10 protein-coding genes are annotated in these 12414 nt (G+C 60.0%); 7 read left to right on the top strand and 3 right to left on the bottom strand.

Going from position 1 to position 12414, the window contains the following annotated elements; translation table 11 throughout:
* Positions 1-92: 92 nt before the first annotated feature.
* The 6 genes from ACJSDX_RS02300 to ACJSDX_RS02275 all read left to right on the top strand — a co-directional run bounded on the left by ACJSDX_RS02300 (position 93) and on the right by ACJSDX_RS02275 (position 9241).
* Positions 93-335, top strand: a complete 243-nt coding sequence (locus ACJSDX_RS02300; RefSeq protein ID WP_309565761.1) for an accessory factor UbiK family protein — start codon at positions 93-95, stop codon at positions 333-335.
* 2 nt (positions 336-337) lie between these two features.
* Positions 338-1828, top strand: a complete 1491-nt coding sequence (locus ACJSDX_RS02295) for a YifB family Mg chelatase-like AAA ATPase (RefSeq protein WP_407993307.1) — start codon at positions 338-340, stop codon at positions 1826-1828.
* 5 nt (positions 1829-1833) lie between these two features.
* Complete coding sequence (locus ACJSDX_RS02290; RefSeq protein ID WP_407993306.1) at positions 1834-2877, top strand: VIT1/CCC1 transporter family protein; 1044 nt, start codon at positions 1834-1836, stop codon at positions 2875-2877.
* Positions 2878-3061: 184 nt separating this feature from the next.
* Positions 3062-6850, top strand: a complete 3789-nt coding sequence (gene metH / locus ACJSDX_RS02285; RefSeq protein WP_407993305.1) for a methionine synthase — start codon at positions 3062-3064, stop codon at positions 6848-6850.
* 58 nt (positions 6851-6908) lie between these two features.
* The gene (gene mpl / locus ACJSDX_RS02280) at positions 6909-8291 is read left to right on the top strand and encodes a UDP-N-acetylmuramate:L-alanyl-gamma-D-glutamyl-meso-diaminopimelate ligase (RefSeq protein WP_407993304.1); all 1383 of its coding nucleotides are present in this window, start codon (positions 6909-6911) and stop codon (positions 8289-8291) included.
* Positions 8291-9241, top strand: a complete 951-nt coding sequence (locus tag ACJSDX_RS02275; RefSeq protein ID WP_407993303.1) for an energy transducer TonB — start codon at positions 8291-8293, stop codon at positions 9239-9241. Before mpl ends, ACJSDX_RS02275 begins: the two co-directional genes overlap by 1 nt.
* A gap of 311 nt (positions 9242-9552) precedes the next feature.
* Here the strand turns inward: ACJSDX_RS02275 and ACJSDX_RS02270 are convergent, their stop codons facing one another.
* A complete protein-coding gene (locus ACJSDX_RS02270) occupies positions 9553-10014 on the bottom strand; it encodes an HIT family protein (protein ID WP_407993302.1) in 462 nt (153 codons plus the stop codon).
* 161 nt (positions 10015-10175) lie between these two features.
* Here ACJSDX_RS02270 and ACJSDX_RS02265 point away from each other — a divergent pair, with 161 nt between their 5' ends.
* The gene (locus ACJSDX_RS02265; RefSeq protein ID WP_407993301.1) at positions 10176-11093 is read left to right on the top strand and encodes an SdiA-regulated domain-containing protein; all 918 of its coding nucleotides are present in this window, start codon (positions 10176-10178) and stop codon (positions 11091-11093) included.
* On the opposite strand, the gene ACJSDX_RS02260 is transcribed toward ACJSDX_RS02265, so the two are convergent.
* Positions 11090-11656 (bottom strand): NADPH-dependent FMN reductase, encoded by a 567-nt coding sequence (locus ACJSDX_RS02260; RefSeq protein ID WP_407993300.1) that lies wholly within the window; start codon positions 11654-11656, stop codon positions 11090-11092. The two genes, ACJSDX_RS02265 and ACJSDX_RS02260, sit on opposite strands and share 4 nt — an antisense overlap.
* A gap of 30 nt (positions 11657-11686) precedes the next feature.
* Positions 11687-12343, bottom strand: coding sequence for a pyridoxamine 5'-phosphate oxidase family protein (locus ACJSDX_RS02255; RefSeq protein WP_407993299.1), 657 nt, complete (start codon positions 12341-12343; stop codon positions 11687-11689).
* Positions 12344-12414: the final 71 nt, after the last annotated feature.

The raw sequence follows: 12414 nt of genomic DNA, 5'->3' as shown, positions 1-12414 counted from the left end.
TATTTGTAAGTGATTGAGTTTGTTATGTTTAATTTGGATTTTTGTAGGTGAAAAACTGCTAAACTGCGGATGTTTTGGGAGGTTTTTACGTAATGAGTACTCCGTTTATTGATGAATTATCCAATAAAATCAAAGAAATATATTCTTCCTTGCCAGCCGATGGCGCAGAGCGCAATTTGCATGCACTATTACAGGGCGCATTCACTAAACTGGAGCTTGTAACGCGTGAGGAGTTTGATATCCAGGCGGAAGTGCTGCGCAAGACCCGGGCTCAACTGGCTGATCTGGAAAAGCAATTAGCCGAGATTGAAACGAAGCTGGGGCAGTCTTCCTGAGCATGGCGCTGGCGGTTTTGCATAGCCGTGCCCTGGCCGGTATGGAGGCGCCGGAGGTCGCGGTGGAAGTCCACCTTGCCAACGGCTTGCCGAGCTTCACCATCGTCGGCTTGCCCGAAGCCGAGGTCAAGGAGAGCAAGGACAGGGTGCGTGCCGCCCTGCAAACGGCACAGTTTGAATTCCCGGCCCGCCGGATCACCGTCAACCTGGCGCCTGCGGACCTTCCCAAGGAAAGCGGCCGTTACGATTTACCGATCGCGCTGGGGATTTTGGCTGCCTCCGGGCAAATACCCGCAAAAGGGCTGGATCAATATGAGGTGGCGGGCGAGCTTGCGTTGACCGGCGAACTGCGCCCGATACGCGGTGCATTGGCCATGGCGTACAAGGCCAGGGAAAGCGGCCGTACCTTCATCCTGCCCCAGGAGAGCGCCGCCGAGGCGGCATTGGTGCAAGGCGCTACAGTCCTGCCTGCAGCTAGCCTGCTGCAAGTATGCGCCCATCTGGCAGGCCGTGAGTTGTTGGTGCCGCAACCAGTCAATATCCCGCAAAGCTTTGCAGTCGATGCCGATTTTGCCGAGGTCAAGGGGCAACTGCAGGCCAAGCGAGCATTGGAGATTGCAGCCGCAGGCGGGCACAGTGTGCTGATGTCCGGGCCGCCCGGCACGGGGAAATCCATGTTGGCCTCGCGTTTTGTCGGCTTGTTGCCCGCCATGACGGAGGCCGAGGCGTTGGAATCTGCCGCCATCCAGTCGTTGAGCAAGGGTTTCCGTGCCGGCGATTGGGGCAAGCGGCCTTATCGTGCGCCTCACCACACGGCTTCGGGCGTGGCGCTGGTGGGTGGCGGCGCGATTCCCAAGCCCGGCGAGATATCTTTGGCGCATTACGGAGTCTTGTTTCTGGACGAGCTTGCGGAGTTCGACCGCAAAGTGCTGGAGGTCTTGCGCGAACCCCTGGAATCCGGGCATATCACGGTCTCGCGCGCTGCGCGCCAGGCGGAGTTTCCCGCACGTTTTCAATTGATTGCCGCCATGAATCCGTGCCCATGCGGCTACTTCGGGCACCCCAATGGCAAGTGCCGATGCACGCCGGACCAGATAGCCCGCTACCGCCACCGCCTTTCCGGGCCGTTGCTGGACCGGATCGATATTCATATCCAAGTACCGGCGTTGAGCGAGGATGAATTAATGCACGCGCCGGCAGGAGAGGCGAGCGCCGCGATCAGGTCTAGGGCCGAGGCGGCAAGGCAGCGCCAGCTGGATCGGCAGGGGGTCTGCAACTATTTGCTCACAAGCCCGCAGGTGGACGAGCATTGCCAGCCGGACGAAGCAGGCGGCGCGCTGCTGAAGCAGGCGATCACCCGCCTTGACCTTTCCGCGCGCGCTTTTCACCGCATCCTCAAGGTGGCCCGCACGATTGCCGACCTGGCTGCCAGCGAAGCCGTGCAAAGCACGCATATCGCCGAAGCGGTGCAATACCGCAGGCTGGGGCTGTAGCCGCGGTGGATTTATTGCAAGGTTGGCGCGAAGAGCAGCGCTCCGCGTATTTATACAGGGAGTTGTCCCGGCGCGAGCCGGACAAGGCGCTTGCCGACATGTTTCAGGGCTTGGCTGCAGCCGCCGCTGAGCAGGCTGGAATCTGGGAGGCAAAGCTAGTTGCGGCAGGACATGTGGTGGAAACCTACCGGCCGGATTTGCGAACCAAAGTGGTCGTGTTGTTGCTGCGCAGCCTGGGGCCCAAGCGTATCCGCCCGGTGTTGGCGGCAAGCAAGGTGCGGGGCCTTTCGGCATATGGCGCCAAGAATATTGCATTGTCCTCGCATGCCATGCCGATGCAGGCCAATGAAGTGGGCGGCCGGCACAAGCTGGCTGGCAGCAACGGCGGATTGAGGGCTGCCGTGTTCGGCGTCAATGACGGCCTGGTATCGATTGCCTGCCTGGTGCTGGGGGTGGCGGGGGCGGCAAGCAATGCCTCGGTCATCCTGTTGTCAGGCGTCGCTGGGTTGTTGGCCGGGGCCTTTTCCATGGCGGCGGGCGAATATATTTCCATGCGTTCCCAGCGCGACTTGTTCGAGTACCAAATTGCGTTGGAGCGCGAAGAGCTGGACCTGTACCCGGAGCAGGAAGCAGCAGAGTTGGCGCTGATCTACGAAGCGCGAGGATTGACGCAGGACGAGGCGCGGCAACTCGCCGGCCGGCTGGTGGCTGACAAGGAGTTGGGGCTGGATATCCTGACCAGGGAAGAGCTGGGCCTCAACCCCGACGAATTGGGTTCGCCGTGGATGGCGGCCATATCCTCATTCGCATCGTTTCTGGTCGGGGGCACGATCCCGTTGCTGCCGTGGTTGCTGAATGTTTCATCCCATGCGTTGACGCTGGCGTTTGGCCTGACCGGCGGTGCCCTGTTCCTGGTGGGGGCCTTGCTTGCACTGTTCAGCGGGCGCAACATGATCTACGGCGGCGCCCGCATGCTGCTGATCGGCGCTGCGGCAGGCGGCATGACTTACTGGGTCGGCAGCCTGCTGGGCTCGGGCATACCTGTTTAACGGCAATCAAGAGCGATCCCGGTCAGGCACTGCAGAGGTATGGCAAAGCAACAGCGTCAGGAGAGTCTTATTGGCATGCCAGAATGTTGGGCATGTTATGCGCCATGCCGCTCCTGTTTTATAATCACGCCCTGAATATTCAATCACCTGGCAATTATCCGATTCGCCGGCATTAAGGTTCCGCATGAAACGTTACGAAATGTCCCCCACCGAGGTCTTGCTGCGAGAAATCCTCGCCAAGCGCATCATGATTCTGGATGGCGCGATGGGGACCATGATCCAGCAATACAAGCTGACCGAGGAGGATTACCGCGGCGGCCCGCAAGGGCGTTTTGCCGATTTTGCCGCGCCAGAGGGCGAGCGGGAGCTGTTCGTCAAGGGCAACAACGAGTTACTGACTTTCACCCAGCCGCGAATCATCCAGGAGATACACGAGCAATACCTGGCAGCCGGGGCGGACATTATCGAGACCAATACGTTCGGCGCGACCAGTGTGGCGCAGGAAGACTATTTCATGGCCCACCTGGCCTATGAAATGAACGTCGAGGCCGCCAAGCTGGCGCGTGCGGCGTGCGACAAGTACTCCACGCCGGACAAGCCGCGCTTCGTGGCGGGCGCGCTGGGCCCCACGCCCAAGACCGCCTCCATCTCCCCGGACGTGAACGACCCGGCGGCGCGCAACGTGACGTTCGACCAGCTGGTGGCGGCTTACCATGAGCAGACTCGCGGCCTGGTCGAGGGCGGCGCGGACATCCTGATGGTCGAGACCATCTTTGATACGCTCAACTGCAAGGCGGCCTTGTTCGCGATCGACCAGTATTTCGAGGAAGCCGGCAAGCGCCTGCCGATCATGATTTCCGGCACCGTGACGGATGCTTCCGGGCGCATTCTTTCCGGCCAGACCGTGCCCGCGTTCTGGAACTCCGTGCGCCATGCGCGTCCGCTGACGATAGGCCTCAACTGCGCCCTGGGCGCTGCCCTGATGCGGCCGTATGCCGAAGAGCTGAGCAAGATCGCGGATACCTTCGTCTGCATCTACCCGAACGCGGGCCTGCCCAACCCGATGTCGGACACCGGCTTTGACGAGAAGCCCGCGGATACTTCCGCCTTGCTCAAGGAGTTCGCCGAGAGCGGCTTCGTCAATATTGCCGGCGGCTGCTGCGGCACCACGCCGCCGCATATTGCCGCGATTGCCGAGACGGTCAAGGATATCCCGCCGCGCCGCATCCCGGAAATCCCTGTGGCGACCAGGCTGGCCGGGCTGGAGCCGTTCACGATCGATGAAAACTCCTTGTATGTGAATGTCGGCGAGCGGACCAACGTCACCGGCTCCAAGGCCTTTGCGCGCATGATCCTCAACGAGCAATACGAGGAAGCGCTGGTCGTGGCGCGCCAGCAGGTGGAGAACGGCGCGCAGGTGATCGACATCAACATGGACGAAGGCATGCTGGACGCCATCCATGCCATGACGCACTTCCTCAACCTGGTGGCTTCCGAGCCAGACATCGCCCGCGTGCCCATCATGATCGACTCGTCCAAGTGGGCGGTGATCGAGGCCGGGCTCAAGTGCGTGCAGGGCAAGTCCATCGTCAACTCCATCTCCATGAAGGAGGGCGAGGCCGAGTTCCTGCGCCAGGCCGCGTTGTGCCGCCGCTATGGCGCAGCGGTGATCGTCATGGCGTTCGACGAAGTCGGGCAGGCCGATACTTTCGAGCGCAAGGTCGAGATCTGCAAACGCGCTTACGACTTGCTGGTGGAAAAGCTGGATTTCCCGCCCGAGGATATCATTTTCGACCCTAACATCTTTGCCGTCGCGACCGGCATCGAAGAGCACAACAACTATGCCGTGGACTTCATCAACGCCACGCGCTGGATCAAGGAAAACCTGCCTTATGCGCGCATTTCCGGCGGCGTATCGAACGTGAGCTTCAGTTTCCGCGGCAACGAGGCCGCGCGGGAAGCGATACACACCGTGTTCCTCTATCACGCCATCCAGGCCGGCATGACCATGGGTATCGTCAACGCCGGCATGATAGGCGTGTACGACGACCTCGACCTCGAGCTGCGCGAGCGCGTGGAGGACGTGGTGCTCAACCGCCGCGAGGATGCCACCGAGCGCATGATCGAGTTTGCCGCCACGCTGGCGGCGGGCGGCAAGAAGCAGGAAGCCACGCTGGATTGGCGCGGCACGCCGGAAAGCCCGGTGACGGTGGAAAAGCGCCTGGAATATGCCATGGTGCACGGCATTACCGAATTCATCGTCGCGGATACCGAGGAGGCGCGGCAGAAGGTCATGGATGGTGGCGGACGCCCGATTCACGTTATCGAGGGGCCGCTCATGGACGGCATGAACGTGGTCGGCGACTTGTTCGGCCAGGGCAAGATGTTCCTGCCGCAGGTGGTGAAGTCGGCCCGCGTCATGAAGCAGGCGGTGGCGCACCTGGTGCCGTTCATCGAAGAAGAAAAGCGCGCCGAGGAAGCGCGCACGGGCATCGTGTCCAAGCCCAAGGGCAAGATGGTGATCGCCACCGTCAAGGGCGACGTGCACGACATCGGCAAGAATATCGTCTCGGTGGTGTTGCAGTGCAACAACTTCGAGGTAGTCAACATGGGCGTGATGGTGCCTTGCGCGGAGATCCTGGAGCAGGCAAAAGCCACAGGGGCAGATATCATCGGCCTTTCCGGCCTGATTACGCCTTCGCTAGAGGAAATGGCCTACGTGGCGCGGGAAATGCAGCGCGACCCGTATTTCCACGGACTCAAGATGCCGTTGCTGATCGGCGGAGCGACCACTTCGCGCGCGCATACCGCGGTCAAGATCGCGCCGCACTACGACGGCCCGGTGATTTACGTGCCGGACGCCTCGCGTTCGGTCTCCGTGATGCAATCCTTGCTGACGCCGGAGCAGCGCGACAGCTATATCGCCGAGCTGGAACAGGATTACGAGCGGGTGCGCACCCAGCATGCCAACAAAAAGGGCACGCCGATGCTCAGCCTGGCCGAGGCCAGGGCCAACAAGGCCAGGCTCGATTTCACCGGCGAATATGCCCCGGTCAAACCCAAGTTCATCGGGCGCCGCGTATTCAAGAATATCGATTTAGCCACCATCGCCCAATATATCGACTGGGGCCCGTTCTTCCAGACCTGGGACCTGGCGGGGCCTTATCCCGCCATCCTCAAGGATGAGGTTGTGGGAGAAGCGGCGACCAAATTATTCGCCGAAGGCCAGGCCATGCTCAAAAAGATCATCGACGGCCGCTGGCTTACGGCCAGCGGCGTAATCGCCCTGTTGCCGGCCAATACCGTCAATGACGACGATATCGAGATTTACACGGACGACACCCGCACCCAGGTAGCGTTCACTTACTACGGCATGCGCCAGCAGACGCAGAAGCCGGTGGTGAACGGCGAGCAGCGGCCCAACCAGTGCCTGGCGGATTTCATCGCGCCCAAGGACAGCGGCATTGCCGACTACATCGGCATGTTCGCCGTGACGGGCGGGCTGGGCATCGAGAAATACGAACAGCGTTTCGAGGCGGAGCATGACGATTACAGCAGCATCATGCTGAAGTCGCTGGCCGACCGCTTGGCGGAAGCGTTTGCCGAATACCTGCATGAGCGCGTGCGCAAGGACTTGTGGGGCTATGCGCCCGGGGAGGCATTGGGCAACGAGGCGCTCATCAAGGAGCAGTACCGCGGCATCCGTCCGGCGCCCGGGTATCCTGCGTGCCCTGACCACACCGTCAAGCCTGACATGTTCAACCTGATGAAATGCGAGGAAGTAGGCATACAACTTACCGATTCGTTTGCCATGATGCCGGGCGCCGCGGTTTCCGGTTTCTATTTCGCTCACCCGGAATCGAAGTATTTCAGCGTCGACAAGATCGGCGAGGACCAACTGCTGGACATGGCCAAGCGGCGCGGATTGCCGCGCGAATACCTGGAACGCTGGCTGGCGCCGAATTTGTCGTAAGCTTACGATGCTGCCGCTTTGCTACAATCAACCCTGATTCGAAAGTTTATTTAGCGTTATGCATATCCATATTCTCGGTATTTGTGGCACCTTCATGGGCGGCATCGCGGTGCTGGCGAAGGCGGCCGGGCATCGCGTGACCGGCTGCGACGCCAATGTCTACCCGCCCATGAGCACGCAGCTCGAGGCACAGGACATAGAACTGATCGAAGGCTTCGGCCCGGAACAGGTTTCCCTCAACCCCGACATCTACGTCGTGGGCAATGTGGTGGCGCGCGGCAACCCGTTGATGGAGGAAATTCTCAACCGCGGCCTGCCCTACATCTCCGGCCCGCAATGGCTGGCGGAAAACATCCTCTACGCCAGGCAAGGCGAGCAGGCAAAGTGGGTGCTTGCTGTTGCAGGTACGCACGGCAAGACCACGACCACTTCCATGCTGGCATGGATACTGGAATATGCCGGGCTTGCGCCTGGCTTCCTGATTGGCGGCGTGCCGGAGAATTTCGGCGTATCCGCGCGGCTGCCCGGCGTGCCGCACCAGGACGACAAGAGCATCTCGCCGTTTTTCGTGATCGAGGCGGATGAATACGACACGGCGTTTTTCGACAAGCGTTCCAAGTTCGTGCACTACCGTCCGCGCACGGTTATCCTCAACAACCTCGAGTTCGACCATGCCGACATTTTTGCCGACCTGCATGCGATAGAAACCCAGTTCCATCACCTGGTGCGCACCGTTCCCAGCAATGGCCTGGTGGTGGCGAACGGCAAGGAAGACAGCCTCAAGCGCGTGATCAAGCGCGGATGCTGGACGCCGGCGGAATATTTCGGTACCGATTGGCAGGCGGCGGATGTCGATGCGGAAGGCAGCTTCACGGTGCGCTTCAAGGACAAGGCGCAAGGCCGCGTGCAATGGCAATTATTGGGCGAGCATAACCGCATGAACGCCCTGGCTGCGCTGGCCGCGGCCCGGCATGCCGGGGTCGCCATCGATGCCGGGATAGAAGCCTTGTCCCAGTTCAGGAACGTCAAGCGCCGCATGGAGGTGCGGGGCGTGGCGAACGGCATCACGGTTTACGACGATTTTGCCCACCATCCCACGGCGATCGCCACCACGGTGGCCGGCTTGCGCGACAAGGTCGGCAAGGCGCGCATTCTTGCCGTGCTGGAGCCGCGTTCGAACACCATGAAGCTGGGCGTGATGAAGGATGCATTGCCCGGCAGCCTGGCCGACGCGGACCTGGTGTTTTGCTATGGCGAGCATTTGGGCTGGGATGCGGCAGCGGCCCTGCAGCCGATCCAGCACAAGGCGGCGGCGTTCGACAGCATGCCGGTGCTGATCGAGGCGATCGCCGCCGAGGCGCAGCCGGGCGACCATATCCTGGTCATGAGCAACGGCGGCTTTGGCGGCATTCATGAACGCTTGCTGGAGAGGCTGGCCTAGTGAAGCTGCAAGGCCTGAAAGAGATGGGCGTCCTCGGCTGGGCCTTGCTGCTTTCGGCCGTATTCCACGTCATCCTGATTCTTTCAGTCAATTTCGAGGCGCCCGACCTCAAGTTCCTCAAGGACAAAATCCCGCCGCTGGAGGTGGTCCTGGTCAATGCCAAGACCGAGTCCAAGCCGAAGAAGGCCGATGCCCTGGCGCAGGCCAACCTCGATAAGGGCGGAAATACCGACCAGGACAGGCAGATGAAGACTGCCCTGCCGCCGCCGAGGAAAAAGAAGACCGAGGTGGCTCCCAAGCAGGCGGTAGAAGCCTCGGCCGCCTCGCGGCCGGGCGAGGAAAAGCAGGAACAGACCCAGCAGGACAAGGTGGCGGAACTGGAGCGCCAGGCGCAGGAGCTCATGACACAGCTCAAGGAGCAGAAAAAGCTGGAGTCCGCGCCTGCGCAAAGCGCTGCGACTTCGACGCCCGACCACGGACAGCAGCAGGATGCGCCCAAAAACCTCAATGCACGCGACCTGATTGCCAGCAGCATGGATATTGCTCGGCTGGAAGCGCAGATCGCCAAGCAGCAGGATGAATACCAGAAGCGGCCCAAGCGCAAGGAGTTGGGCGGGCGTACGCAGGAATACCGCTTTGCCACTTATGTCGAGGCGTGGCGGCAGAAGGTGGAGAAAATCGGCAACCTCAATTATCCCGAGGCGGCCAAGGAACAAAAGCTTTACGGCAAGTTGCAGCTGTCGGTCGATATCCGTGCGGACGGCTCCATAGACAAGATCCAGGTTACGCGCAGCTCAGGCCACAAGATACTCGATGACGCGGCCAAACGGATCGTGGAGCTGGCGGCGCCTTATGCGGCGTTCCCCGAGGATATCCGCAAGGAGTACGACATCATCGGCATCACCCGCACCTGGACCTTCACCAAGGAAGACAGCCTGGCGACCCAGTGAGCGCTTAGCGATCTCTGTTACCGGAGACCTTGTCCTGTCATGGCAATGGCAAACCGTCATCCCGGCCCCAGAGCCGGGATCCCGTGGCGCTGAGGAATGGGCCAGGCGGCAGGGCATGGGGCGAGATACCGGGTCAAGCCCGGTATGACAAGGGGCCGGTATGATGAGGGGGCTGGTATGTTGCGGTGCCATGCATGCCTCATGATAAAGATCGTGAACAGGCTCTAAGAGCGAATAAACAAATCCGGCATAGCTATCTTTCTACTAAGAGCGGCTCACAACACCCAGGAAAGCGATCCTGACTAGCCGCTCTAAATGCCCATGAAAACGTGCTCGCCCTGGTCCAGCCGGACGGAAATCGCTTTCTTCAATGCGGCGCTACTGCCGTGGTCCAGTGTCTGCGGCAAGCTCTCGCGCTTGGCTTCCCCCCATATCGGGTTGGGAAAGTGGCGGTCGCGCTTGAAACGGGGAATTACATGCCAATGCACGTGCGGCGTCATGTTGCCGAGGCTGGCGAGGTTGATCTTGTCCGGGCGCATGACTTCACGCACGGCTTCTTCCACCGCAAACACGACCAGCATGAGATGGTCGCGTTCCGCAGGCCTGAGGTCGCTCATTTCCTTGACGTGGCGGTTGAGGATGACGCGGCAGAACCCAGGGTAATCCTGGTCTTCCACGCGCACGACCCTGCAGAGCTCGTCCTGCCAGAGGATTTCGCCTCCGGCGGTGGTACAGAGTTCACAATTCTTGTGGAAGGGCATTGTTCTGGTCATGAGGGGTTGTGAGACTTAAAATATTGGCACGTTTAATGCTGAGTGTTTGTATGGATATGATATTCAATGTGAAACTTTGTGCCCGCGTGCACAGTCATGCATTGGATTCGTTTTGGCCGCAAGTCGGCGGCTGCAGGTATTTTCAGGGATTATAAATCAGGATGTCCAGATTTCTGCCGGGCAAGCGCTTGGGCTTGCTGTTGATCATCATGGCTGCATTGCTGACCGTCGCTTACGCTTTCAGGCTGGAAGCCATCGCATGGCACTTGTGGGGCACGCAGCAGGTCAAGCACGATACATTGGGCCTTAAAAATTACACCGTCGAACATGAGGCGATCGAAATACCGGGAGTCGGGTCGGACCTTTCCGATTTGAGCTATAACCACGAAACCCATACCCTGTTCACCGTTTCCAACCAGCAGCCCTTGATTGTCGAATTATCCCTCACGGGCGAAGTGCTGCGTACAATCCATGTCAAGGGCATCAAGGACATGGAGGGTATCGCCCATATCGGCGGCAACCGCTTTGCCCTGCTCAACGAGGCCAAGCATAGCCTGGTGATTGCCGACCTTCACGCCGGCGTGGACGAGCTGGATGTCAGCGGGTCGCCTTCCCTCACGCTTGCGATGTATGCCCATGACAACAAGGGATTCGAGGGCATCGTCTGGGACAAGGAGCGCCAGCGCTTGCTGGTGGCGAAGGAACGTTCCCCCAAGCGCGTGATCGCCATTCATGGCTTCGTCGATGCGTTGCCAGGTCGGCCCGTGGATATCCATATCGAAAAACTGCAGGAAACCGCTTCCTGCGGCCTGAGGGATTTGTCCGCCGTGACTTACGACGCCAGCACAGGGCATGTCCTATTATTAAGTGATGATTCGCGTATGGTGGCGGAATACGATGCCGAGGGCAAAATGCTGGATACGCTCGCGTTGTGGCGCGGTTTCCAGGGCCTCTCCCGCAGCGTGCCGCAAGCTGAAGGCTTGGCCATCGGGCCGGACAAGCGCATTTACGTGATCAGCGAGCCCAACCTGTTTTATGTTTTCAAGCCGGGCTCCGCCGGCAGAAAGTCTACGATTTAGCTTGAGGATTTAGCCCGGGCCGCAAATTGCGCAAAACCTTGGACGAATTTCCCCAGCTCATCCTTGTGGCGCTGGTCAGTCAGGTTGCCTTGATCGTCAAACGACTCATGGGCGCGGGAAAGAAGCAATTTCCCACCGTTCCAGTATTGGACGCCGAGCTGGCGTAGCACAGTCAGCCAGGCATTTTGCGCCAAAATGGTGCCGAATCCCGAGGGCGTGGCGCCAACCACGGCAAAAGCGCGTCCCTGAAATACCTTGGGAATGTCCGCGGGCGGGCGCGACAGCCAGTCGACCGCGTTCTTCAACACGCCGGGAATGCTGCCGTTGTATTCAGGCGTGGCAATAATGACGCCGTCGCTGGCGATGATCTTTTGCTTCAATGCCGTCACGGCTTCCGGAATGCCGGATTGCCCTTCCAGGTCGCCGTCGTAAAGCGGTATGCCGTGCAAGGTGGCAATTTCAAGCTCGATACCTTCTGGCGCCAGCGTTTTGGCGGCGTTCAACAACGCCGTGTTGAATGATTGTTTGCGTAAACTGCCGGAAATCCCGAGTAGCTTTGCCATACCAGTCTCCTATGAGGTTGTGCTTTTCTGTCAGGCATTGCCTTTCATCACGAGTTCCCCATATTGCTCGGGTGAAATCGTGCCGCCCATGGAGGCCACCTTGGCGAGATCCTTCGGCTGCAGGACATCCTGCACGGCGTCAAGGCGCTTCCATTGAGGCGTCGGCGTGACGCAGCCCGGCTGCGGAACGTAAGGGGAGGCCTGCACGCGCTGGTGCTTGTGGATATAGCGCGGGCAATTGATGAAGATTTCCTCGATCTTGACTCTCACGACTAGTTCGGCTTCCTGGTATTCCGCAAGCAAGGGGTCGTCCGGCGTAATGCTGGCAGTGCCATGCACGCGGATGCGGTGCGGGGTTTCAAAGTCGATGAACAGCATGCCTATCTTGGGATTGAGCGAGAGATTGCCCATGGAGAGATACATGCTGTTGCCGTCCAGGCTGGGGAACGCCAATGTCGTGTCGTCCAGTATTTTCACAAACCCGGGCTGGCCGCCCTTGTGGGAGCAAGTGGGGAAGCCGCGGTGATCTATGGTGGAAAGGAAAAAGAAATCGCGGCTGCCGATAAAGGCAGCATGCTCTTCCGGGATGCTGGGCAGCACGATCAGGTCGCGCACCCGGTCCGCCATCGCTACCCCGTCGAATTGTTCCTGCCATTGCCTATGCTGCTCTCCGTAGAACTCGCCCATGTTCACCTCCTCCATCACTTTGTATTTACTGACCTGTATAGCGTCATGGTAGGGACAGTTCTTTCCATGAG

Origin of the sequence: Methylobacillus draconifructus, from assembly GCF_045984355.1 — a bacterium.
GTDB classification, from domain to species: Bacteria; Pseudomonadota; Gammaproteobacteria; order Burkholderiales; family Methylophilaceae; genus Methylobacillus; species Methylobacillus flagellatus_A.
The sequence above is the reverse complement of the archived record's forward strand: the minus strand, read 5'-3'. Positions and strand labels throughout refer to the sequence as shown.